The organism is Paenibacillus sp. P32E (genome assembly GCF_001909085.1).
GTDB classification, from domain to species: domain Bacteria; phylum Bacillota; class Bacilli; order Paenibacillales; family Paenibacillaceae; genus Paenibacillus_AQ; species Paenibacillus_AQ helianthi.
This window is the reverse complement of sequence record NZ_LVYY01000021.1, coordinates 1-23,555: the sequence shown is the minus strand read 5'-3', so window position 1 is coordinate 23,555 and position 23,555 is coordinate 1. Positions and strand designations below refer to the sequence as shown.

Annotated in this window: 20 protein-coding genes and 1 pseudogene; 18 read left to right on the top strand and 3 right to left on the bottom strand. The window is 50.3% G+C overall.

The window, feature by feature from the left end; translation table 11 throughout:
- Window positions 1–297 precede the first annotated feature (297 nt).
- The 6 genes from A3848_RS18910 (at window position 298) to A3848_RS18885 (ending at window position 7,584) form a co-directional block, all read left to right on the top strand.
- Window positions 298–1,878 carry a peptidoglycan DD-metalloendopeptidase family protein gene (locus tag A3848_RS18910; protein WP_074086461.1) on the top strand — a complete coding sequence of 527 codons (1,581 nt, stop codon included), beginning with the start codon at window positions 298–300 and terminating at the stop codon, window positions 1,876–1,878.
- A 143-nt stretch (window positions 1,879–2,021) separates the two neighbouring features.
- Window positions 2,022–2,753, top strand: a complete 732-nt coding sequence (gene yycF / locus A3848_RS18905) for a response regulator YycF (RefSeq protein WP_074086460.1) — start codon at window positions 2,022–2,024, stop codon at window positions 2,751–2,753.
- A complete protein-coding gene (walK, locus tag A3848_RS18900; protein ID WP_074086459.1) occupies window positions 2,753–4,585 on the top strand; it encodes a cell wall metabolism sensor histidine kinase WalK in 1,833 nt (610 codons plus the stop codon). Before yycF ends, walK begins: the two co-directional genes overlap by 1 nt.
- Window positions 4,582–5,874 carry a YycH family regulatory protein gene (locus A3848_RS18895; protein WP_074086458.1) on the top strand — a complete coding sequence of 431 codons (1,293 nt, stop codon included), beginning with the start codon at window positions 4,582–4,584 and terminating at the stop codon, window positions 5,872–5,874. The genes walK and A3848_RS18895 overlap by 4 nt, the downstream gene beginning before the upstream one ends.
- Window positions 5,875–6,019: 145 nt before the next feature.
- Window positions 6,020–6,760: a two-component system regulatory protein YycI gene (yycI, locus tag A3848_RS18890; RefSeq protein ID WP_074086457.1), complete on the top strand. Its 741-nt coding sequence runs from the start codon at window positions 6,020–6,022 to the stop codon at window positions 6,758–6,760.
- Window positions 6,761–6,777: 17 nt separating this feature from the next.
- Window positions 6,778–7,584: an MBL fold metallo-hydrolase gene (locus tag A3848_RS18885; RefSeq protein WP_074086456.1), complete on the top strand. Its 807-nt coding sequence runs from the start codon at window positions 6,778–6,780 to the stop codon at window positions 7,582–7,584.
- Here the strand turns inward: A3848_RS18885 and A3848_RS18880 are convergent.
- The gene (locus A3848_RS18880; RefSeq protein ID WP_074086455.1) at window positions 7,553–7,759 is read right to left on the bottom strand and encodes a hypothetical protein; all 207 of its coding nucleotides are present in this window, start codon (window positions 7,757–7,759) and stop codon (window positions 7,553–7,555) included. The genes A3848_RS18885 and A3848_RS18880 overlap by 32 nt on opposite strands.
- Before the next feature lie 354 nt (window positions 7,760–8,113).
- On the opposite strand from A3848_RS18880, the gene A3848_RS18875 reads away from it, so the two are divergent.
- The 9 genes from A3848_RS18875 (at window position 8,114) to A3848_RS18835 (ending at window position 18,864) form a co-directional block, all read left to right on the top strand.
- Window positions 8,114–9,358 carry a S1C family serine protease gene (locus A3848_RS18875; RefSeq protein WP_074086454.1) on the top strand — a complete coding sequence of 415 codons (1,245 nt, stop codon included), beginning with the start codon at window positions 8,114–8,116 and terminating at the stop codon, window positions 9,356–9,358.
- A 392-nt stretch (window positions 9,359–9,750) separates the two neighbouring features.
- A complete protein-coding gene (locus A3848_RS18870) occupies window positions 9,751–9,951 on the top strand; it encodes a cold-shock protein (RefSeq protein WP_019914582.1) in 201 nt (66 codons plus the stop codon).
- A 195-nt stretch (window positions 9,952–10,146) separates the two neighbouring features.
- Window positions 10,147–10,377 (top strand): cold-shock protein, encoded by a 231-nt coding sequence (locus tag A3848_RS18865; protein WP_074086453.1) that lies wholly within the window; start codon window positions 10,147–10,149, stop codon window positions 10,375–10,377.
- A 222-nt stretch (window positions 10,378–10,599) separates the two neighbouring features.
- On the top strand, window positions 10,600–12,003 hold the full coding sequence (locus tag A3848_RS18860; protein ID WP_074086452.1) for a cytochrome ubiquinol oxidase subunit I: 1,404 nt from the start codon (window positions 10,600–10,602) through the stop codon (window positions 12,001–12,003).
- Complete coding sequence (gene cydB, locus A3848_RS18855) at window positions 11,990–13,006, top strand: cytochrome d ubiquinol oxidase subunit II (RefSeq protein ID WP_074086451.1); 1,017 nt, start codon at window positions 11,990–11,992, stop codon at window positions 13,004–13,006. The genes A3848_RS18860 and cydB overlap by 14 nt, the downstream gene beginning before the upstream one ends.
- Window positions 13,006–14,826, top strand: a complete 1,821-nt coding sequence (gene cydD, locus A3848_RS18850) for a thiol reductant ABC exporter subunit CydD (RefSeq protein ID WP_074086450.1) — start codon at window positions 13,006–13,008, stop codon at window positions 14,824–14,826. Before cydB ends, cydD begins: the two co-directional genes overlap by 1 nt.
- The gene (gene cydC / locus A3848_RS18845) at window positions 14,823–16,619 is read left to right on the top strand and encodes a thiol reductant ABC exporter subunit CydC (protein ID WP_074086449.1); all 1,797 of its coding nucleotides are present in this window, start codon (window positions 14,823–14,825) and stop codon (window positions 16,617–16,619) included. The genes cydD and cydC overlap by 4 nt, the downstream gene beginning before the upstream one ends.
- Window positions 16,620–16,818: 199 nt before the next feature.
- Window positions 16,819–18,603, top strand: coding sequence for a M3 family oligoendopeptidase (locus A3848_RS18840; protein ID WP_074086448.1), 1,785 nt, complete (start codon window positions 16,819–16,821; stop codon window positions 18,601–18,603).
- Window positions 18,604–18,696: 93 nt separating this feature from the next.
- Window positions 18,697–18,864, top strand: coding sequence for a CxxH/CxxC protein (locus tag A3848_RS18835; protein WP_074086447.1), 168 nt, complete (start codon window positions 18,697–18,699; stop codon window positions 18,862–18,864).
- Window positions 18,865–19,017: 153 nt separating this feature from the next.
- Here the strand turns inward: A3848_RS18835 and A3848_RS18830 are convergent, their stop codons facing one another.
- Window positions 19,018–20,418 carry an MFS transporter gene (locus A3848_RS18830; RefSeq protein ID WP_074086446.1) on the bottom strand — a complete coding sequence of 467 codons (1,401 nt, stop codon included), beginning with the start codon at window positions 20,416–20,418 and terminating at the stop codon, window positions 19,018–19,020.
- 138 nt (window positions 20,419–20,556) lie between these two features.
- Between A3848_RS18830 and A3848_RS18825 the strand changes: the two genes are divergently transcribed.
- Window positions 20,557–20,907, top strand: coding sequence for an ArsR/SmtB family transcription factor (locus tag A3848_RS18825; protein WP_074086445.1), 351 nt, complete (start codon window positions 20,557–20,559; stop codon window positions 20,905–20,907).
- Between the two features lie 399 nt (window positions 20,908–21,306).
- On the opposite strand, the gene A3848_RS18820 is transcribed toward A3848_RS18825, so the two are convergent.
- Window positions 21,307–21,972, bottom strand: a complete 666-nt coding sequence (locus A3848_RS18820) for a phosphatase PAP2 family protein (RefSeq protein WP_074086444.1) — start codon at window positions 21,970–21,972, stop codon at window positions 21,307–21,309.
- A gap of 89 nt (window positions 21,973–22,061) precedes the next feature.
- Between A3848_RS18820 and A3848_RS33320 the strand changes: the two are divergent.
- Together A3848_RS33320 and A3848_RS18810 are read left to right on the top strand one after the other, a co-directional pair.
- Window positions 22,062–22,370 (top strand): annotated as a pseudogene (locus A3848_RS33320) (group II intron maturase-specific domain-containing protein); the annotation flags it as partial.
- A 257-nt stretch (window positions 22,371–22,627) separates the two neighbouring features.
- The coding region (locus A3848_RS18810; protein ID WP_074086443.1) for an IS110 family RNA-guided transposase at window positions 22,628–23,555 on the top strand (928 nt) is incomplete at its 3' end.

Sequence of the window (23,555 nt, the reverse complement as noted above, 5' to 3'; positions counted from 1 at the left end):
AAATGTCACTTTTTGGACACTGGAAGGCTGTTTATGCGTCATATTTCTGGAATAAACCCGCGATTTTCGCGGGTTTTGTTGTGTTTGGAAAGTTGAAATTTTTCTCCTGGCTGTGGTACAGTAAAAAAGGACTATAAGGGGTTAATTTTTTGTAACCTTTTTCAGGTACCTCACAACATGATCATTCGTACTCATGCAAATAGATAAATAGATGCTGCAGCATATATAAAAGGGGACGTATAACAAAGCTTGGCCGCTCTGTGCGGTAGGAATGGGCGGACTGAAAGGGAGAGTTTCATGAAGGGATTTAAGTTCATGCGCCAGGCGGGGAATCTGCGGAACGATGACGGGTATTCCGCAGAGCTTGGTGTAGCAAGTCAACAGGGCAGCGATGCCGATAGTGATAATGTCTTTCATCAGGAGACCAAACCCCGGAGATTACGGCGCTCCTGGATCGCGGCTTCGGCCGGCCTGGTGCTGCTTGGTGCGTTTCTGGTGGGAGCCGAGAAGAGGTATGTGACCGCTAATACGGTAACTTACTATAAGGTTCTGGTGAAGGGCGAAGAAATCGGAAAGATCAGCCAAAAGGCTGATCTGGAGCAGCTATTTGAACAGAAGAGTCAGGAGTATCAGGTGAAGTATCCTGAGTCCGTGATGGTTCTGCAGACAGACGGGATTTCGACCGAGGCCGAAAAAGCCTTTAAGCCTGAGGTTGACAGCCGTGCCACATTGGACAAATTGGATGGCATGCTGAAGGCCTATGCGGTAGGTGTGCAATTAACGGTAGACGGCGAGGTTCTTGGCATCGTCAAGGATCAGGCGACGGCAGCAGCCGTGCTGAAAGGTGTCAAGGAGCATTACATGCCGCAGACCGAAGCTTCTACAGGAGCGCAGCTCAAGAAGACGGCTGCTTCAAGTTCAGCCAAGGGCGCAACCAGTGCCAAGGATACCGTAGAGTCGGCTGATATCCGCGAGCAGGTGTCTATTGTACCGGTCAAAGCCGATCCGAACAAAGTCTTAAGTGTGGATGAAGCCGTAAGTGCACTTACCGAAGGCAAAGAGGAGCCGCTGACGTATACGGTACAGGAAGGCGACACGATTTCTGGTATCGCCAAGCTGTATGATACTACACAGGCTGAGATCTTCAAGAACAATCCTACGGTCAAAGAATTGACGCTGCAAATTGGCGACACTCTGCAATTGACGGTTCCCCAGCCCGCACTTACGGTGGTTACCGTAGAACAGGTGGGCGAACAGGTCGTTACCGAGCCGGATGTGGTTGTGCGTAAGAGCGATCTGCTCCCAGCAGGCAAGAGCAAAGTGGTACGTCCAGGACAGACTGGCCTCAAAACGATGCAGTACCGCCTAACCAAAGAAAATGGTCTGGTCGTCAAGGAAGAATGGCTGGGACAGACGGTGGTGCATGCTTCGCTGCCGGAAGTGGTGTACCGGGGAACCAAGGTTGTCGGAGAAGGAACGTACAAGGAAACCAAGTCTGCCGGAGAAGGAACAGGGATGTTTGCCTGGCCGGTGATGGGTGCATCGATTTCCAGCAGCTACGGCGAGCGTTGGGGCCGCGTACATAAAGGTGTTGACCTGGTATCCGGTAACCGTACGATCAAAGCCGCCGATGCCGGAACAGTCAGCTTTGCAGGTGTACAGAACGGATATGGCAACGTAGTGATTGTAGATCATCATAACGGGTATATTACGTACTACGGTCATTTGAGCAGAATTTCAGTCTCTCTTGGACAAAGACTTGAACAAGGTACGCAAATCGGAGTCATGGGCAGCACTGGACGTTCAACCGGCACACATCTGCATTTTGAAATCCGCAAAAACGGGATCGCGATCAATCCAATGAAGTATCTGCAATAATTCATATCTTAAGCCAGCCGTCCGAGTGATTCCGGGCGGCTTTTAAATTACAAGAATGCGCATCGTAGGATGTGACGCCAGGACAGGTATGCTAAAATAAGAGAATCAATGATAAGTATGGTTAGAAAGGTGAAGCGGAGCATATGCAGATGGGGACGATTCTGGTAGTAGACGATGAACAGCCTATTGCTGATATATTGAAATTCAATTTGGAAAAAGAGGGCTATGAAGTAATCTGCGCCTTTGACGGAAACAGTGCAGTAGAGCTTGCCTTGTCCAAACGGCCCGACCTGATGCTGCTCGACCTGATGCTTCCCGGCAAAGATGGCATGGATGTCTGCCGTGAGGTGCGTTCAGCTCATCTGGATATCCCGATTATTATGCTTACCGCCAAAGATGGGGAGATCGACAAGGTGCTGGGCCTGGAGCTTGGAGCAGATGATTATGTAACCAAGCCTTTCAGTACGCGGGAACTGCTGGCGAGAGTCAAGGCGCAAATGCGGCGCCAGCATAAGCCGGTACCGTCGGAAGCACAGAGTGAACAACTGGAAAGCAAGCAGGGGGTACAGCATTTTGGCCTGTTTGTGGATACGGACATGTACATGGTCTATAAGGAAGGCGAGCCGCTTGATCTGACGCACCGTGAGTATGAACTGCTCTATTATATGATTCGCCACGCCGGCAAGGTAATGACCCGGGAGCATTTGCTGCAGGCCGTATGGGGTTTCGAGTATTTCGGGGATGTGCGGACCGTTGATGTAACGATCCGCCGTCTGAGAGAGAAAATTGAGGAGAATCCCAGCAAACCGGAATATATTTTTACCCGGCGCGGACTTGGTTATTTGATGCATAGCCCCAAAAGCGGAGGGTTGTGATGAAGGGACTGTCCTTTTTCCGGACGATACAGGCCAGGCTTATAATCATTTATGTACTGCTGATTCTGATCGCGATGCAACTAATTGGCGTATATTTTGTCAGCTCGATGAAGAATTCACTCACTGATAATTTCACCAAGGACCTCAAGGCGCGCGCGGAGATGCTCTCGATTCTGACCGCCGATAAATTCGGCAGTGAGGCCGGAACCGCAGATGAAGAGACTGCAGTAGAAAGTCTGCGCGGTATGGTCAACAATTTGTATATCAATGGTGCCGAGATTCAGGTGCTGGATGCAAGCGGTAAGATCATCACCACTTCCGTCCCTTCGCAGAATGACTATGTCGGCCAGCGCAACACCCAGACAGTGGTCAGCCGCGCTCTTCAGGGAATCAGCGACAATGAGGAGTATATTATAGCGGATGATAATGTGCGCAAGAAGGTAGTCGCCAAGCCCGTGCTTTCCGGGGACAAAGTGGTAGGAGCGATCTATATTGCTGCTGACATGAAAGATCTGTATGCCACCATGAGCCGGATCAACAGCGTATTCCTCTCCGGACTGCTGCTGGCACTGGCGCTGACGGCCGTTCTGGGCGTTATTCTGGCGCATACGATCACACATCCGATTAAGGAAATGACCCGGCACGCCACGGCGGTAGCCGAAGGGCGCTTCAACCGCAAAATGCCGGTTTTCGGCAACGATGAGATAGGCCAGCTAAGTCAGGCTTTCAATTATATGACTGGAAGATTACGGGAAGCTCTCTCTCAGAATGAAGAGGAGAAAGAGAAGCTGGCTTCCATTCTGGCGAATATGAGTGACGGTGTTGTCGCTACCGATGAGAGTGGCGGGGTTATTCTGATGAATACCCGGGCAGCAGATATGCTGGGTTCAGAAGGTCCGCTCCCGGAGGGTGCTCCCCTGGACGAGCTGCTCGGCCTGGATCATGAGCAGTCAGGCTCCCTTGCTCAGGGTAATGCCCAATCTGCAATGCTCCATCTGTCGCCAATGGGCGGAGGAGATCCCAACATTGTGCGTGTTACCTTCACGCCTATACACCGGCGGGAGGGCAGAGGGATCGCGGGTACGATAGCGGTCCTGCAGGATGTGACCGAGCAGGAGAATCTGGAAGAGTCGCGCCGTGAGTTTGTAGCGAATGTGTCGCATGAGCTGCGGACACCGCTAACGACCATCAAGAGCTATGTCGAGGCACTGGATGACGGCGCACTTGAAGATCCGCAGCTTGCCGTGCGGTTCGTTGGGGTCATCCGCAATGAGACAGAGCGCATGATCCGCCTGGTTACGGATCTGCTGCATCTCTCACGTCTGGATTCGAAGGAATCCAGCCTGCGCATTCAGCAGACCGATATTTCCGAGATGCTGGAGGATGTGGCGGACCGCTTCTCTTTTCAAATCCGCCAGAAACGGATTCATATCAGCACCAGAGTCCGCAAAGAGGTCGAGAGCGCTTGGCTCGACCGTGATCAAATCGATCAGGTGCTGGGCAATCTGGTCTCCAATGCGCTGAAATATACGCCGGAGGGCGGGACGATTCAGCTCGAAGCCCTGAAGAATGAAGAGGGGATGCTGGCTGTTTCTGTCCGGGATTCCGGAATCGGTATCCCGAAGAAGGATATTGAGCGCATCTTTGAGCGTTTCTATAGAGTGGACAAGGCCCGTTCCCGTAACATGGGAGGCACAGGCCTGGGACTGTCCATTGCCCGGGAAATTGTCAAAGCACATGGCGGCTCAATTTCCCTTCAATCGGAGCTGAATGAGGGCTCACTGGTCACCTTTACACTGCCATTGAAGCAGGAGAGGGGGAGTGAGTCATGAAGGAAAAGGTGAAATCCTGGGTTCTTGCGCTGCTTGTATTTGGGAGTCTTGTAGAGAGCTATTATCTGATCTACCGGTTGCCGGGCAGCGATTCAGCGGTCATGTCGGAGAATTTATATGTGAAGACAGACAATATGGGGCCGGAGGAGAAGGTGGAGAACCTGCTCTATCCCGATAAAATGATTATTCATATGGGGGAGAGCAAGCATACGCTTTTTTATCCCAATACGACGTTTTATAATCTCATCCTTAACCGTCTGAAGGGCCGGAGCTTTGAGAGCTTTCAGCGGCGGTCCGTGCAAGACTTCGACTGGGATAAGATCCGGAATGAAAATCCGGGGATTGAGCTGTCCTTTGGTGCAGGAATTCCCGTAACCCTGCTGCAGCGGGTCATGCAGTTGTCACCCGATTCCCTATTTGAAGGGGAAAGCATCGACAGGATTTGGATTTATAATATGAAGAATGATTCCAAAGCACACGCGGTCTTCTTCAGTACCCGGGGCGACATTGTCTATGAAGCGGCCAAGGCCGACCTCACCGTACAGGATGTGCAGCAGCATGTCGATTTCGGCAATAACCTGACCAATTACAAAGCAGTGAACGGCGATTATTATGTGCCGGATGCCAAAGTATCAATGGTTGAAGTCGAAATGCCCTCCGGCATGTATACGATTCAGCAGATGCAGAGCAATCTCTTTTTTGATGCAGGCAGTACCCGATATATTCCGGAAAAAGACGGCTCCGAAATTTATACAGACAGCAAACGCAGTCTTCAGGTCGATCAAGAACAGAACTGGATGAGCTATAGTGATCCGGCTGCCCTTCCCGCTGGGGACAGCACTCCGGCTAAGGACGCCCTGGAGGCCGTTGATTTTGTGAATGAGCACGGGGGCTGGAATGGAACTTACCGGCTGGCTGCAACAGAAGAGGGCAGGCAGGAACGTAAGGTATCTTTTCAACAGTTCTATGGTTCTTCTCCCTATGGCTCCTATCCGATTATCAGCCAGCCGAAGCTGCAATACGGAGTGATTAATCTGGAGCTTCAGCAAGGAACCGTATCATCCTATGAACGTTCCCTGATGTTTGTGGAAGAGGACAAGGCGGTCAAGCGGATTGTAGATTTATCATTCGGGGAAAGGCTGGAGGGCCAATTGGCACAAATTAGCCAGGCTTCTGCGGTGAAGGATTTGACTCCGGTGTATGTGCCTGCTGTCAAAGGGGAGAAGCTTCAGCTGATTCCGGTATGGCGGGTTACGCTTAAGGACGGCACCGTGCTTACGCTGAATTAGGGTTCCAAAGCTATATAAATTATTAAACGGTAGAAGTGCAGACGACAGCGGCGGAAGTCCAAACATTCCCTGTATGACGATCAGAATTAATATGAGAATCTTAAAGTTCAACCAATATAGTTACAAAACGTTTAGGAGGGAAGGTATGGACTGGGGAAGAGCAAAAAATGTGCTGATATACGCCTTTCTGGTATTGAATCTGTTGCTGTGCTATCAGCTTTGGATGGATCTGCGTGATCAGGCCAGCGCCAACCTTGATTTTACCTCCTTGTCGAAGGCAACGCAGGCTGTCATGGAAGAGAAGAACATTCGTATTCTATGTCCAATTCCGGCTGCAACCCCCCAGTTGCCGGATCTTACGTATCACTATTCCGGTGAGGAGCAGAACGAACCTCCTGTAGAGCTTAAAGAGCCGATAGACAGCAAGCTGATCTATTCCTCGTTTACCGAGCTTAGTACGGCGCTGGAGGGGCAGATCCCCGATATATCCAATTATCGTTTTGATGCCCAGGAAAGTGAGGTAGGCAAGTTCGTGCTGCACCCGCTGGTAGATAAGAAATGGTCACTGTTCAGGGTTAGACTGGAGCTGATTAACAGTGATCAGAAGATCGTGGCTTTCCGGTGGCCGAAGATTGAGATGGTAACTACAATGAGTGATACTGATCAGAAGGTGCTTCCGGCATCGCAGGCGCTCAGCAGCCTAATTGAGAAGTATTTTCCGGCGAATTCGGTGGTTAAGGAGATTGAGCTGGGATATTACGGCGAGCTATTCAACTCCGAGAGCCAGGTGGCTTCGCCAATGTGGCGGTTCATGCTGGAGAATGGCAATGCCTATTATGTAGATGCCATTAGCGCGGACATAATCAGTCCTAAGACAACAGAGTAGAAGGAGCAGGAGAGAGAATGGGAATATCATTTACAGTGCTGTCCAGCGGTTCTACCGGTAATGTGACGGTGGTGCGCAACGGGGAAACGACACTGATGATTGACGCCGGGCTTAGCGCGAAGCGGATTGATGAGCTGCTGGCTATGCGCGAGCTGACCGGACAGGATATCGATGGAATTCTAGTTACGCATGAGCATTCCGATCACATTAAGGGACTCGGGGCAATGGCGCGCAAATATGATCTTCCGATCTATGCCAACATGAGTACCTGGGGAGCGATTGAGAAGGGCATCGGCACGATTGCCGAGCAGAACCGGGTCATTCTGGAGACGGGGCAGCATAGGGATTTTGGCAGTATGCGGGTAGAGTCATTTGCGATCTCGCATGATGCGGCTGAGCCAGTGGGGTATAACTTTTACGATGGCAAAGAGAAGCTGTGTGTGGCGACAGATCTGGGTTATGTGAGCGATAAAGTGCGTACGGCGATCTCGGATGCCGATGTGCTTGTACTGGAAGCCAATCATGATATTGAAATGCTGAGAATGGGACGGTACCCCTGGAACACGAAGCGGCGGATTTTAGGTGACCTGGGCCATTTGTCTAATGAGGCGGCAGGCGCGGCGCTGAGTGAAATTCTTACCGGGCGGACCAAACGCACGTATCTGGCACATTTGAGCCGGGATCACAATATGATGGACTTGGCCAAAATGTCTGTTCGCGTTGCGATGGAGGACCGGGGCTGTTTTTTCAAAGACAGTGAATTCAGGCTCTGTGACACCTACTATGACCGGCCTACGCCATGGGATAAGGTGAGCCAGTCATAAGCTGGTCCATTTCCGTAATCTTGCGTTCCAGCTCTTGGCGTGAGAAGAAGCCCTTATCAATCAGAAGTTCGATCAAGGCGCTCTGAACCAGAACCAAATGATAGTGCTCATCCTTAAGATCACCCAATTTACCGATAAACTGCACAAGATCCATACTGGCTGAAAAAGATTCCAAGCTATACCCCTCCTTGCATGTAATAATTTACATGGTTTTTACGGCAGAAAAAACACGGTGTAACATCTGCGTGTGATACAATTAAATAGTAAGCGTAAGACGGACTTTGGCAACATGGTTTCTATTATTGTAGGCATTTATGCTGCGAAATATTCCTGAAAAATGACAGATAACGCTAGCTTGCAAGAATTCTAGACGTCCTATGTGCTTTGCCCCCGTACTTTTAGGGTGAAATAATAAAATGAAACCTTTTAGTTCTTCCTGGAGTCTAAGAGAAGATGAGGTAAACTCGGGCGTGGTTGCTTGGCGTTCAGGTATTGAATGCAGTAGCAATAGAGGGGAGAGGATGTAACGGTGGGACTGTTTGACGATGATTTCTATTCAACGAAAGTGTCACGGCGCAGAAGCAGAAAGATTGATGCCTCAAGCGAACGAGGCGGGCACAAATGGCCCCGCAGATCGCGGAGGAACCTGGCTACATGGCAGGTAGCTATGATCTGCTCTATAGTCAGTGCTGTGACAGCGGTGCTTCTGTTCAGTCTGGTGACCGGACAGCTGACCCATGAGAAAGCCGAATCAACGGTGGTAATCGGTAAGGTTGCTGCAAGCAGTGGTGATCCCTATGAACGGATTATTCAGGCCGCCGCCCTTGTACGCCCGGCGGTTGTGAGCATTATTAATCATAAGAAAGATAACAAGGAACTTAATATTCTCGATGAGTCCGCACTGGGTTCGGGAGTTATTTATAAGAAAGAAGACGGCAAGGCATTTATTATTACGAACAACCATGTGATCGAAGGTGCGGCCAAACTGGAAGTTGTTACGGTTAACGGGGAGACCCGCAAAGCAGCACTTGTTGGCGCGGATAAAGTAAGCGATATAGCAGTGCTCTCCATTGATGGAGGGGGGATTAACACCATCGCCCAGATCGGCGATTCCTCCAAGCTCCGGCTGGGAGAGACCGTCATTGCTATCGGCAATCCCCTGGGGCTTGGAGATACACTAACCTCTGGGATCGTCAGCTATACGGAGCGGACCATTCCTGTATCGCTAAATCAGGATGGTGTGTATGACTGGGAGCAGGAAGTCATTCAGACGGATGCTGCCATCAACGAGGGCAACAGCGGCGGGGCTCTGGTGGATTTGGATGGAAAGGTGATCGGCATTAATACGATGAAGATCTCCGACACAGGCGTGGAAGGGCTCGGTTTTGCGATTCCGGCCAATCATGTAATGGAAACGGCGGATGAACTTGCAGCTAAAGGTAAAATCTCCCGTTCCTACTTAGGTGTATATTCAGTGGATCTTAATAATCCTTATGTGCCATTGGCAGAGGACCAGCGTAAGGAGCTGAATCTGCCCACCAGCGTGAAGGACGGGGTTGTCGTTCTGGATGCAGTTGGACCTGCTAAAGATGCGGGCCTGCAGTTCAATGATGTGATTACGAAGTTTGATGATCAATCCATTACATCTACACTGGCATTGCGCAAATATCTGTACGATCATACCAAGATCGGTGATGATCTTAAAATCACCTTTTACCGCAATGGAGCCCTGAAGCAGGTTACAGTAAAACTTCTGGAGAAGCCAGAGGAATAAAAGTCTTTTGGGCAGTATATAATATAGAGGCAGTCACATGAGGGAGCGGCGCCGCCCTATAAATGATTTATAATTTATGAGCGGCAGCCGTTTCTAAGTTGTGAAAATGGGGTAAAAGATAGTGCTGGAATCAAGAATGGTACAATTTCGGCCGACTGGCAGCCCTTACATTGGAAGGTTAACCTAAATAGTGAAAAAACGGAGAAATTCGGATGGGACAGCTTGCCTTTGTTATTGAGGTGTGGTAACATGAAATTAATCATACAATTGATACCTAATTCTCGTATTGAAAAGGGCTGTCAAATGGATTACAACCTTTCTCAATGTGTGAATTTTTTCTTTGTTTGAAGATAAAAAGAACATATTAATTTAAATTTGTGGAGGTAACACACATGCAAACAGGTACAGTTAAATGGTTCAACGCAGAAAAAGGATTCGGTTTCATCGAAGTTGAAGGCGGAAGCGACGTATTCGTTCACTTCAGCGCAATCACTGGCGACGGCTTCAAAACTTTGGACGAAGGCCAACGCGTTGAATTCAACGTTGTTCAAGGCAACCGCGGACCACAAGCCGAAAACGTTGTAAAACTGTAATAATAGAAGGTACCGTCCCCGCTTGTGAAAGTTGGGACGGTCTTTTTTTCAAATATAAGGAATTATATGCTTCATGCAATATCGGTCCCTTATATTTCTTGTGAAACGGTTGCCGTCCTTAACATCAAGGGCGGCAATGTCGTTTCTACTTGTCTGGATTCTCAACTTGTGACATAAAGGAAGGGAGGAACGGCAATGAACTACCGGAAGAAGCCTTTGGAGGAAGTACCGGAAGAAAATACCGCAATTTGGGCCTGTACCAACGATGGATGTAATGGATGGATGAGGGATAATTTCGCATTTGAACATGCGCCTTCTTGCCGTCTCTGTCACTCCCCGATGGAGCGCAGTATGAAGATGCTGCCACTGCTGCTCAATTCCAATGGCGATTTGAAATCGCTGAAGAAGGGTATTTCCATTACCTAACCAATGCCTTTATGAGTCAAGCTTCTATAGAATAATAAACACATTCAAGACGGTGAAACCGTCTTATTTTTTTTGCTTTCAGGACGCAATATTGTGATATTTGTCACAAATTTATTGAATTTTAAGCCTGAATAGGGTGTATAATGTGATAAATATCACACTTAACCCTTTGAATTTTTGACAAAATAGACATATCGAATGGGGAGAAGGAAGGGGAGAAATATGGATACAGTGATGCTGTCGCGATTACAATTTGCGTCGACGACAATTTTTCATTATTTCTTTGTACCAGTATCAATTGGACTCGCGCTCTTGATTGCAATCATGGAGACGATGTATGTCAGAAAAGGCAATGATGAGTACAAAAGAATGGCGCAGTTCTGGGGAAAGCTTTTCCTGATTAACTTCGCTGTGGGCGTTGTAACAGGGATTCTGCAGGAATTTCAGTTCGGTATGAACTGGTCTGACTACTCGCGTTTTGTCGGGGATGTATTTGGAGCTCCACTAGCGATTGAAGCGCTGCTTGCTTTCTTTCTGGAATCTACGTTTATTGGAATTTGGATTTTCGGCTGGGATAAGGTATCCAAACGTGTCCACCTGGTCTCGATCTGGCTGGTAGCGCTCGGAACCATGCTGTCGGCTTTCTGGATTCTGCTGGCCAACTCGTTCATGCAGCATCCGGTAGGTTTTGCTATCAATAATGGACGGGCTGAAATGAATGATATATGGGCATTGATTACCAATGGACAATTGCTGGTCGAGTTCCCGCATACAGTTCTCGCCGCGTACGCTACAGGCGCCTTCCTGGTCACGGGAATTAGCGCATATAAATTGCTGAAGAAGCAGGATGTTTCCTTTTTCCGCAAATCATTTGAGATTGCTGCGATTGTCGGCATCATTTCATCGTTCGGTGTAGCCATTGCGGGTCATGCCCAGGCGCAATATCTGGTTGGGACTCAACCGATGAAGATGGCTGCTTCCGAAGGACTGTGGGATGACAGTGGAGACCCTGCTGCATGGACAGTTTTTGCGACGATTGATCCAGAGAATAAAATAAGCTCTCATGAAGTGAAAATTCCATATATGCTGAGCTTTCTCTCTTACAGTAAGTTTTCGGGATCTGTTAAAGGGATGAATACGCTGCAGGCTGAATATGAAAAGGCATATGGTCCTGGGGATTATATTCCACCGGTACGCACGACCTTCTGGAGCTTCCGGATTATGGTTGCTGCAGGCTCGCTTATGATTCTGCTGGGCGTGTACGCCATCTACCTGATGTGGCGCAAGAAGATGGAACGCCCGAACACCTGGTTCATGCGCTTTATGTTCTGGGGGCTGCTGCTTCCGCCGATTGCTAATACATCGGGCTGGATTATGACCGAGATGGGAAGACAGCCGTGGACGGTATTTGGGTTAATGACTACAAAGGATAGTGTATCGCCTAATATTACGAGCGGACAGGTGTTGTTCTCGGTCATTTCTTTTACAGCAATCTACGCCATTCTTGGTTTGGTACTGGTTGGCTTGTTCATCAAGGTGATCAAAAAAGGTCCTTACGCCATGGATAACGATCACGGCGAATCCCATGATCCGTATAACAAGGAGGGATCCCATGCTTTCTCTTAATGAATTGTGGTTTGTGCTGATTGCTGTGCTGTTTGTCGGCTTCTTTTTCCTGGAAGGCTTTGACTTCGGCGTAGGGATGGAAACTCAGATTCTGGCGAAGAATGATACGGAGCGCCGGGTGCTGATCAACTCGATTGGGCCATTCTGGGATGCGAATGAAGTATGGCTGATTACAGGTGCAGGTGCAATGTTCGCCGCTTTCCCGCACTGGTATGCAACGCTTTTCAGCGGATTCTACATTCCTTTCGTGTTTGCGCTGCTGGCGCTGATTGCCCGCGGTGTCGCCTTTGAATTCAGAGGCAAACGGGACTCGCTGGCTTGGAAAAGAACCTGGGATGTCTGCATCTTTTTCGGAAGCTTCCTGCCGCCGTTCCTGCTTGCCGTAGTGTTCGCCAGCTTCATCAAGGGGCTGCCGATCGACGGGGATATGCAGATGTATGCCGGATTCTTCGATATTGTAAATGGTTATACTGTAGTGGCTGGTATTACAGTAGTGATGCTCTGCCTGGTGCACGGATTGATGTTCACTACGCTTCGTACGGTAGGGGATCTGCAGGAACGTGCCCGCAAGCTGGCACAGAAGCTGCTGTTCCCGCTGGCTGCGCTGCTGCTTGCTTTTGTGGTAATGACTTATTACATGACAGATGTATTTGAGAAACGGGGAGCACTGCTGTTCGTAATTGTAATTCTGGGAATTGCTGCTTATGTGCTGTCCGGCTATTTCATGAGTAAGAAGAAAGACGGGCTCGCCTTCGGGATGACGGGTGCGGTGATGGCCTTGTCGGTAATCTCTATCTTTGTCGGACTCTTCCCGCGGGTGATGATCAGTTCGCTGGATCAAGCCTTTAATCTGACGATTACGAATGCAGCTTCCGGCCATTATTCCCTGAAGGTGATGACGATTGTGGCGCTGTCGCTGCTGCCGTTCGTGCTGGGCTATCAGATCTGGAGCTACTTCGTCTTCCATAAACGGGTTCACGAGAAGGAGCATCTTGAATACTAATGGATAAAAATTTGCTTGGGTATAAAGGAGTTAAGCCGGTCTTTCTGATCGTGGGCTTCCTTACCCTGGTGCAAAGCCTGTCCATTCTTCTGCTGGCGAAGTCGCTGGCAGAAGTTGTCTCTGCGCTATTTGCGGGAGAACCGCTGAAGGAACAAGGGGCGAAATCGCTCTTGTTCCTTCTTGCGTTTCTGGTGCGCCATGCCAGTGCCCTGCTGATGAGCCGTGTGTCTTACCGCTTCGCGGAAGCTACCGGCAGCAGCATGCGGAGACAGATGATGGACAAGCTGTTCCAGCTGGGACCAAGGCTGGCAGGCGACCGGGGGACCGGAGATCTGGTTACGCTTGTGCTTGAAGGAGTCACGAAGTTCCGGACGTACCTGGAACTGATTATTCCGCGGATGGTGGGGATGGCGGTCACACCGGCCCTGCTGCTGGTGTACGTCTACACTCAGGACACCTCAAGCGGTGTTATTCTTACGTTGACGATGCCGATCATTATTGTCTTTATGATTCTGATCGGGATGACGGCCCGCAAGCAGATGGACCGTCAATTGAAATCGTACCGCACCCTGTCCAATCACTTCGTGGATTCGCTGCGCGGTCTGGAAACGCTGAAGTTTCTCGGGCGCAGCCGCAGTCATAGCGAGAGTATAGCGGCAGTTAGTGACCGTTACCGTTCCGCGACCATGCGTACGCTTCGCGTAGCTTTTCTGTCTTCGTTCGCCATGGACTTCTTCACGATGCTGTCTGTGGCTTCAGTAGCGGTAAGCCTCGGCCTCCGTCTGGTGAATGAACAGATGACATTGGTCACTGGACTAACCATTCTGATCCTGGCACCGGAATATTTCCTGCCGGTCCGCCTGGTCGGAGCGGACTTCCATGCTACTCTTGACGGCAAGGAAGCGGGAGAAGCGATGAAGAGTATTATTGACCGGGAGGCAGTGGAAGCCAAACTGCTGAATTCGGCTGGTGTCATAGCTGAAGCTGGAACTGGAGACAAAGCTGGAACGGTAACAGGTGACGTTGCAGGTACTTCGGCTTCCGGAGCTGTACCATTCAGGGATGTATTCGCTTGGCAGAAGGACAGTGTCCTTGCACTACATCAGGTGGGCGTGAAATATGAAGCCGATGGTATTGCTTCGCTCTCCGGTGTGGATCTGGCATTCAGAGGAAATGCCAAAATCGGCATTATTGGCGAAAGTGGTGCAGGTAAATCTACCCTGGTGGATATCCTGGGTGGCTTCCTGCATCCTACGTCCGGTACGATTGAAGTGAACGGTAACCAGGTGAGTGCGTTAACCGATGAGGAATGGCGCAAGCAGACCGCCTATATTCCGCAGCGGCCGTATATTTTCAGCGGAACACTCTCGGATAATGTACGGTTCTATTACCCTGAAGCTACGAATGAAGCGGTGGCCGGAGTAATTGCCGCTGCTGGATTATCGAAGCTGGCTGCGTCACTCCCGAATGGACTGGATGAAATGATTGGCGGTGGAGGGCGTTCACTAAGCGGCGGCCAGGAGCAGCGTGTAGCATTGGCCCGCGCACTGCTAAGCAGCCGGCCGGTCATGCTGCTGGATGAACCGACTGCTCATCTGGATATTGAGACGGAGTATGAGCTGAAGGAAACAATGCTCCCGCTTTTTGAAGGGAAGCTGGTGTTCCTGGCTACCCACCGGCTGCACTGGATGATTGATATGGATCTCATTGTCGTAATGCAGCAGGGACAAGTGGCCGAGGTTGGCACACACCAAGAGCTGGTAGCCCGCAGGGGTGCCTATTATGAGCTTATTCAAAGTCAATTGGAGGGAATCCATTGAAACGTGAAGGATGGTTTGCTCCCTATTTCAATTCCTATTTCTGGCGGTTTCTGCTGATTATCATCCTGGGTGCGCTGACTATTTTCTCAGCCTCCTCCCTGATGTATACCTCCGGGTTCCTGATCTCCAAGGCATCCATCCCGCCGGAAAATATTCTGATGATCTACGTGCCGATTGTCGGCGTGCGTACCTTCGGGACAAGCCGGGCGGTAATTCACTATGTGGAGCGCCTGGTCTCGCATGATACGATATTGCGGATTCTCTCTAAGATGCGTATCCGGCTGTACAACATTCTGGAGCCGCAGGCTCTGTTCCTGTCTTCGCGCTTCCGTACCGGAGATATTCTGGGTATGCTCGCTGATGATATTGAATATTTGCAGAATGTGTACTTACGTACCGTATTCCCAAGTATTATCGCTCTCTTGATCTATGCGGCTGCGATTATCTCACTGGGTACATTTGATGTAGCCTTTGCACTGTTGATGGGGCTCTACATGCTGGTCATTGTCATTGTCCTCCCGCTGATCTCGCTGCTGCTCACGCAGTCGCGGCAACGGATGGTGAAGCAGGAACGCAACCGGCTCTATCAGAAGCTGACCGATGCTGTCCTCGGGATGGGGGATTGGGTGATCAGCGGCCGGCAGAGCCAGTTCGTTGCTACTTACGAGGCAGACGAGAAACGGGTTGCCCATACCGACGGAGCACTCCGCAGATGGGCGCGTATCCGGATGTTCCTCGGGCAGGCCGTTGTCGGGATCGCTGTCGTATCTGTAATCTACTGGGCTGCCGGAGAGTATCAGAACGGCGCCATCGCCGGAACACTGATTGCGGCATTCGTACTGGTTGTGTTTCCGGTAGCGGATGCCTTCCTGCCGGTCTCCGATGCGGTAGAGAAGATTCCGCAGTATCGTAATTCTCTGGAGCGTCTGAATCAAGTAGAGTCAGCAGGGGGGAGTCCCTTCGAGGCTGATGAAGCAAGCAGCGCGGAGGCGGGAGCCCTTGCAGAAGCTGCTACCAAGGCGATCAGAGAGACCCGGCAGGCACATATTCAGTTGAAGAATGCAGGATACCGTTATGCTTCCGGAGACGACTGGTCGATTCAGGATCTGACTCTCGCCATTCCGCAGGGACGAAAGGTTGCTATTATCGGCCGCAGCGGAGCGGGCAAGTCCACGCTGCTGAAAGTGATTCAAGGTGTGATTAGACCTTCTATCGGGTCTGCCGTAATCAATGGCATTGACGCTTCCGCCTACGGGGAGAACATTCCGAAGCTGATTGCTGTCCTTAACCAGAGCCCGCATTTGTTCGACACAACGGTGGCGAACAATATCCGGCTGGGCAACCCGGAGGCTTCGGACGCAGAAGTCAAGCGTGCCGGGGAACTGGCCCAACTGGACAATCTGATCTCTTCACTGCCAGAGGGTTATGATACTCCGGTGCGTGAAGCCGGTCAGCGCTTCTCCGGCGGGGAACGCCAGCGGATTGCCCTCGCCCGTATTCTGTTGCAGAATACTCCGGTTGTCGTGCTTGATGAGCCGACGGTCGGACTTGATCCGCGTACGGAGCGTGAACTGCTGGCAACGATGTTTGGTGCGATGGCAGATAAGACGCTGATCTGGGTAACCCACCATCTGGTGGGCGCAGAGCAGATGGATGAAGTGATTTTCATGGAGAATGGGGTTGTGGAGATGCGCGGCACCCATGCAGAGCTGATGGCCCGTGAAGCCCGTTACCGCAGACTCTATGAGCTGGACCGTCCGGCTGAGTTCCTTACGAAGCGGGCAGGGGATTAAGTCATATTGATCTTACAAGGCTTCTTTCGCCCGGTTTTGGGCGGAGGGAGCTTTTTTTTGAGAATATATGGTAGCATGATACTATTGGATGGGTTTACCCATATTATCGAATGAGGTGGAAGCATGTGAGTTCTGCTGCTCTATAAGATAAGATATCATAATATATTTCCGCGCTTCTCAAATAAGGAGAGATTAAATAATGGATTTATCGTGGGAGCTGGAAAGCCTATACCCTTCTTTTGAGTCGGAGAAGTTCAATCAGGACCGTGAGCTTCTGGCAGAGTCTGCTGAGAGATTGAAGAAATGGTCTGCTGAACATCTGCATAACCGTACACATAACGATAGAGAAACAGCGCAAGCCATCGAGCAATTTCTGAAGGAATATAATGCTTACAAAAGTGTCTACCTCTGTCTATTCAGCTATGCGGAGCTTAGGTTCAGCGTAGACAGCAGCAATATGGATGCAGTGAACCGAATGGATGAGCTTGAGGACACGGCATTCGCTGCGGGGGAGGTTCATGCGGACTTCAGCAAGTGGCTGGCAAAAATCACAGATCTGAATATCATCCTAGCTTCGTCCGCTTACCTTGCCGAGCATGAGTTCTATCTGTACGGGTTGCAGCGGCAATCTGCTCATTGGCTCGGGGAAGAGGCGGAAGCGGTCATTGCGAGGATGCAGCGTACCGGTTCCAAAGCCTGGGAGCGGCTGTATATGCAGACATTATCCAGGTTACGGGTGGACATCAGGACCGGTGGAGAAGCTCAGAACATGTCCCTTGCAGAATTGCGGAATATCGTCTATGACGGGGACGCATTAGTTAGACAAGCAGCTTATGAAGCTGAGCACGAAGCGTGCCGGAGTGTAGCGGAACAGAGTGCGGCCTGTCTGAATTCGGTTAGCGGAGAAGCGGCTGCAGTCTATGAGCTGAGAGGGTATGATTCACCACTGCATAAAGTACTGACCGCATCGAGAATGGACCAGAAGACACTGACCGTAATGCTGAATGCCATTGAGGAGAGTCTGCCAGTCTTCCATCAGTACTATTTGAAAAAAGCAGAGATGCTCGGACATTCCGGTCCGCTGCCGTTTTATGACGTTTTTGCTCCGGTGGCCGGAGAGAGTTCAGCCCAAATAACCTACCCGGAAGCGAGAGATGTGATCGTCTCCGGCTTCAGTGCATTCAGCGCAGAACTGGGCGAATTCGCCGGCAAGGTGTTCCGGCAGCGCTGGATCGATGCTGAGCCGAGAACGGGCAAGGGCAATTTCGGCTTATGCGTCGATATTTTTCCGATCGGAGAGAGCCGGATCATCACCAGCTTTACGGGGAATTATATCGATATCAGTATACTGGCGCACGAAATCGGGCATGCCTACCATAGCAGCTGTCTTACCGGTGAAACTATGGTGAATACAGACTATCCGGTGCCGATTGCCGAGACAGCGTCGATTTTTTGCGAAAGTCTCATTCACCAGGAGCTCCGGAAGGTGGCACCTGAAAGCGAGACCCTCTCCATTCTGGAACGGAGCCTGTCCGATGCCGGATATTACATTGTGGATTTCTATGCCCGCTACTTATTCGAGAGCCGGCTGTATGAACGAAGACGGTCCGGTGTTCTGTCCGTCCAAGAACTGAATGACCTGATGCATGAATCGATGGTAGCTGCATATGGGGATAGTGTGGATCCTGACACGATTCATCCTTACCAATGGATCAGCAAAGCCGGATATTATATGGCAGGCAACGAATTTCTGAATTTCCCTTATTCCTTCGGACTGCTGTTCTCCAAGGGACTGTACACGCAGTATAAGAAGCAGGGCGAAGCATTCGTAGAGCGGTACCGCTCTTTCCTGGCAGCGACGGGTAAAAGCACCATCACAGATGCCGCGAGACTGATGGATATTGATGTGAATTCACCAGAGTTCTGGCGGGATGCATTGACACTGATCGCGGATGATATTCAGAAGTTTGTGGAGAGTGTGTAAACTCTGCGGAGGGAGTTCCTTTTTGCGGAGAAGTGTGGTAGAACAGTAGAAGGAGTATATGCCGCAGCGGCACAGAAAGGGATGCTTGATCGAATGTATGTAGTGTGTAAGGAACATGTAGAGCTGGCTATCGACAAATTTGTGGACGAGTTCGAGGATGCACCGGATATTGTGGATCTGAAGGAAACCGAGTTCTCTGACTGGGATCCACCGGCGAAATGTGCGGAGTGCGATAAGAATGCAGAGGTTCTGGTAGTTTAAAGCCGGAGTGCTCATGACAATTCAATCAACTATTTAAAAGATGACCATGAGCCGGATGTTCACTCATCCGGGGTATCCGGTCACTCTTAATCAGGCTTGCCCTGCAGCTGTTGGAGCTGCAGGGTATTTTTGCATGCATATTGCCTGATCTGCTCATGCCTCAACCATATCCTTCATCCCATTCCCGTTGCTCCGGCGGTACGCAAAAGCAGAGGCAATGGCGATGAGTGCGGCAATGGAAAGTCCCCAGTAAATATTGGAGTAAGCCGCAGACAGGGAGAGTCCACGCTGCCATTCCAGCGCACTGGCAGCCATGGCGACACCGAAGGCGCCACTGAAGAACTGCAGTAGCTGGAACAGTCCCATCCCGGAACCAATCTGGGAGGAAGGCAAGATACGGGAGATTTCATTGGATACACTGCTGGACAGCGTTGTGAAGGCTAGACTCATAATCATGTATACGAACATCACTGCCACCCATGAATGTCCGGCGAACAGGGCAAATAGAATGGTAGCCGTTAGTACAAGCAGGGGCACAAAACGCAGAATACCCCCGTTGCCGAAACGGTCAATGATCCGGCCTACCGCTCGGGATACAACAATGGCCAGCAGGGAGCCAGGGAAAATCACAAATCCGGCATGGCTTGCGCTGAAGCCAAATCGGTGAACCAGAATCTGTGGCAGCAGGAATAGTGTTGCAAAGCTGCACAGGTATGAGGCAATCCCGACCAGAGAGAGCACCAGGTAGGAACGGTTCTTGAAAAGAGCAGGCATGACAAACGGATCAGGGGTGGTGCGGATCCGGCTGATGAATAAGAAAATGGCGGCAATGCCGGCAACCAGAGCCATCCACAGCCCACTGGTCAGGAACAGCAGAAGCCCGGTAGTGCCGATTCCGAGGAAGATCCCTCCGACGGCGTCAAAAGAGCCCCGGGTCGGCAGTTCCTTTGGCAGCAGAACCAGAAACAGCGGTACAAGCAGCAGAATAAACGCAGTAATGGCAAACAGCCAGTTCCAGCCGAAGTACTGGGTAATGGCTCCGCCCGCAACGGGACCGAGCCCCAGACCAAGCGAAACTGCAGACATTATGGTAGCCATCGCCTTACCGCGGCGGTCCAGCGGAACATACCGGGTGAACAGCACCAGAGACAATGACATCACGGCCCCGGCCCCGGAAGCCTGCACGATACGGACAATCAAGAGGAAGATGAAGTTCGTGCTGAGGAATCCGGCAACCGCCGCGAAACCGAGTGTCAGCAGGCCAATCGTCAGCAGCCTGCGGATCGGCAGGAAGTCAGAGAGTCTGCTGTAAGTAATTGAAGCAATGGAGAACATAATGGAATATCCGGTCACGATCCAGGAAGCGGCGGAGGCTGAGATGCCAAACGACTCCGTCACATCAGGCAGTGCCAGATTGAACATCGCCGTATTCATAATGACGAGAACAACCGCAACACTGAACAGAAGCGTCAGCAGCCCTTCTCTGGGAAGAGTGGCTTCCACTGATGAATCCTTCTCTTCCGCTGTAGCGGAGGTATTCGTTAATGAGTCCATGTGATGGCCACTCCTTTTTTATGTTTTATATTTCGATTATCATCGAACATTTGAAATATAGCATGGGTTGATATAAAATGCAATTAGGAGCACAATTATTTGTGGCATCTATCTGTACTCTAAAGGGGATATTGATCCATGAAGATACTATTTCATCCGGACCGTAAGGACATTCAGCTAGCCTCCGTACTGTATGCGCTCAGTGACCCCATTCGCTTATCTATCATTTCAGATATCCAACACAATGGCGAACAGGCCTGCAACGGCTTCAACGTGCCGGTCGCCAAATCCACGCTGTCCCACCATGCCCGGACGCTGCGCGAGGCAGGGGTTATCCATACCCGTGTTCAAGGTACCCAGCGTATGTTGTCCCTGCGCACCGAGGACTTGAATGCACGTTTTCCGGGACTATTAGATTCTGTGCTCCGTGCCTACGAGGCTGCAGAACAACCTGTGCCGGTCATGAAGGCAGAGGAGAGTAGTAACTGAGGTGTCTGTTGAGTAACTGAGCTCGAAAGTGGCAAAAACCAGAAGGCTAATGGGTCAGCGGCGCATATATATTTTTATCAAAAAAAGACAAAGCCACTGGCGGCTTTGTCTTTAGCTGTTTCTATGACTATCTGTGTTGCCTCAGCGCGGATTCACCTTCACCTGAGAGCCTTTGCCGCCATACTGGATGCCGGTGTCTTTCATAAAGCTGATGAGAAAAGCTTATGTCATGAGCAGGGGTGGTGTAATGTATATGGCACAAAAGTTGAAAAAGAAAAGCGCACCTGGTGAATAATTCATTTGTAAAGCAGAAAGACCACCCGTTTTATACGCATGGATGTAGCCTTTCACGGTTTTGACACTTCGGTTAGCCCCCTTCGCTTATCTGCGGAAGGAGCTTCAGGTGCTTCGAGGACTATCTTCGAAAGAACGCTCTTGGGGAGTGCTGCTGCTGCGGGTGAAGAAGTGCTCCACCAGCAGAACGGCGGCCAATACAATTTCAACTAGCATAATGCCGGCAAGGCCGTCGAGAATCGCATGCTGCTTGATGAACAGCGTGGATAATATAATCATCCCGGACATCCCCCCGATCAGGAGCATGTTCCATTTGTTCCGGAAGCCGCTGCTGGCGGTTAGGCGAAACACCATGTAGCTGGAGAACACATGGATACTGGGGAAACAATTGAACGGCTGGTCCCGGTGGTACACAAAACGCACGATCAAGGTAAAGACGTCATGGCCCACCAACTCGGGGCGTGGCACCGTTGTTTGAACTACAGAGTAAATCCCGTAACAAATGCATGCGCATACGGTATAAATCAACAAAGCACGGTAATACACACGCAAATCGTTCTTGAAGAAATAGTAAAGACATAGATAAATATAAAAGATCCAAACGGAATAAGGCAGTGCAAAATATTTGACGAAAGGGATGGCGTTATCCCATGAGGTCATCAAATGATAGACTTTGCCTCTCGGCTTGTTGACCCATGCATACATCTTGCCGAGCACCGGGAAAATCAGCATCAACAGCAGCGGTGTATATTTCCAATTGCGTAGCGACACTTCTCAACCTTCTCCCAACGAATGATAAAGCTATCTCCCATTATAGTTGATTTAAGCAGGAATAAAAATAACCATCTCGTCTCCGCACTCTCGCCTTCTATCTAATGGGTTGGATCGGCTATTTCCGTCTAGCTTCGGCAAAGACGCACCTCCATAAACTGGACCAGTGGATTCGGAGAAGACTTCGAATGTGTCAGTGGAAGCAATGGAAACGAGTACGTACACGAATCCGTGAACTACGGGCACTTGGGGTGCTGGAGTGAGCATGTTTTACAATGGCCAACTCACGGAGAAGCGCATGGGAAATGTCCCGGAACACGAACAATGCCCTTCCGAATTCCTATTGGGAAGCGAAAGGGCTGAAAAGTTTGCTTTCACGTTACCTGGAACTTTGTTAACCTTTTGGAACCGCCGTATGCGGACCCGCATGTACGGTGGTGTGTTGGTATGATAAACGTACCGGCCCGTTCTTGTTACAATGGAGACAGGGTTTCGGAGAAGGCTGCAGGCGGGGCGGTTGCCCTCTCGCTGGGATGAAATAAGCCCGTTGGTGTGTTTAACCGCCTCCTCGCCTCACCCAGTTGTGGCATAGCCCACGGATAGGTGAATGTACAAGCAACTCCGCCTGTAATTGTATTAAGGGGAGGAAAGGGAAATGCGGTTTATTGGTTTGGATGTACATCAAAAATATGCGGAAGGATGTGAAATCGGCACCGATAAGAAAAAAAGACGATTCCGGATCGCTAACACACGCGAAGCTTGGGAGGAGTTCGGCCAAACCCTAGATCCCAATACTCGCATCGTTCTCGAAGCGACCAGCAACGCCTTTTGGATTCATGATATCTTATCCGAATATCCCGGGCAAGTCGTTGTCGCGAATCCTCTTAAGACGCGAGCAATCGCAGAAGCTCGTGTAAAAACAGATGCATTGGATGCCCAGATTCTCGCGCAGTTGCTCGCAGCTGATTTTATCCCAGAGAGTTGGGTTCCATCGAAGGACGAGTACCAGTTAAGAGTCTTACTTCATCACCGGATAAGGCTCGCGAAAATTCGGACAATGCTTAAAAATAAAATACATGCTGCATTGATTCGGAACGGAATTCAATCGCCATGGAGCGATTTATTTGGGAAAGGTGGAAGGAAATTTCTAGAGAAAGTCATGCTGCCGACGACTGAGCAAATTATTGTCTGTTCGTCGCTACGTATGCTGGATTCGGTCCAGAAAGAAATGGCGGCTCTGGAAGCAGATTTGCATGCAAGGGCGAAAGAGAACCCAAGCGTACACTTGCTTATGGGTATACCTGGGATATCTGTACTAAGCGCCTTGACCATCCTCGCTGAGGTCGGAGATATTTCACGTTTCTCCTCTCCCAAAAAATTGGCTTCATACAGTGGGTTGGTCCCTTCGGTCCATCAATCGGGGAAAACGTACTATACCGGTAACATTACCAAGGAAGGCCGGAGTACACTGCGTTGGATTCTGGTCCAGTGTGCCCAACGAGCGGTACAAAGCCCTGGAAAATTGCGTTTGTTTTATCTAGCGCTGAAGGAAAAAAAGGGGCATAAGGTTGCGATTGTTGCGA

What these genes read in the sequence shown, in the direction of transcription:
- yycF (WP_074086460.1), top strand. Translation starts at nt 2,022, where the DNA reads ATGCAGATGGGGACGATTCTGGTAGTAGACGATGAACAGCCTATTGCT.
- cydD (WP_074086450.1), top strand. Translation starts at nt 13,006, where the DNA reads ATGGATAAAAATTTGCTTGGGTATAAAGGAGTTAAGCCGGTCTTTCTG.
- A3848_RS18910 (WP_074086461.1), top strand. Translation starts at nt 298, where the DNA reads ATGAAGGGATTTAAGTTCATGCGCCAGGCGGGGAATCTGCGGAACGAT.
- A3848_RS18860 (WP_074086452.1), top strand. Translation starts at nt 10,600, where the DNA reads ATGGATACAGTGATGCTGTCGCGATTACAATTTGCGTCGACGACAATT.
- A3848_RS18840 (WP_074086448.1), top strand. Translation starts at nt 16,819, where the DNA reads ATGGATTTATCGTGGGAGCTGGAAAGCCTATACCCTTCTTTTGAGTCG.
- walK (WP_074086459.1), top strand. Translation starts at nt 2,753, where the DNA reads ATGAAGGGACTGTCCTTTTTCCGGACGATACAGGCCAGGCTTATAATC.
- cydB (WP_074086451.1), top strand. Translation starts at nt 11,990, where the DNA reads ATGCTTTCTCTTAATGAATTGTGGTTTGTGCTGATTGCTGTGCTGTTT.
- A3848_RS18895 (WP_074086458.1), top strand. Translation starts at nt 4,582, where the DNA reads ATGAAGGAAAAGGTGAAATCCTGGGTTCTTGCGCTGCTTGTATTTGGG.
- A3848_RS18865 (WP_074086453.1), top strand. Translation starts at nt 10,147, where the DNA reads ATGAACTACCGGAAGAAGCCTTTGGAGGAAGTACCGGAAGAAAATACC.
- A3848_RS18835 (WP_074086447.1), top strand. Translation starts at nt 18,697, where the DNA reads ATGTATGTAGTGTGTAAGGAACATGTAGAGCTGGCTATCGACAAATTT.
- A3848_RS18830 (WP_074086446.1), bottom strand. Translation starts at nt 20,418, where the DNA reads ATGGACTCATTAACGAATACCTCCGCTACAGCGGAAGAGAAGGATTCA.
- yycI (WP_074086457.1), top strand. Translation starts at nt 6,020, where the DNA reads ATGGACTGGGGAAGAGCAAAAAATGTGCTGATATACGCCTTTCTGGTA.
- A3848_RS18825 (WP_074086445.1), top strand. Translation starts at nt 20,557, where the DNA reads ATGAAGATACTATTTCATCCGGACCGTAAGGACATTCAGCTAGCCTCC.
- A3848_RS18870 (WP_019914582.1), top strand. Translation starts at nt 9,751, where the DNA reads ATGCAAACAGGTACAGTTAAATGGTTCAACGCAGAAAAAGGATTCGGT.
- A3848_RS18885 (WP_074086456.1), top strand. Translation starts at nt 6,778, where the DNA reads ATGGGAATATCATTTACAGTGCTGTCCAGCGGTTCTACCGGTAATGTG.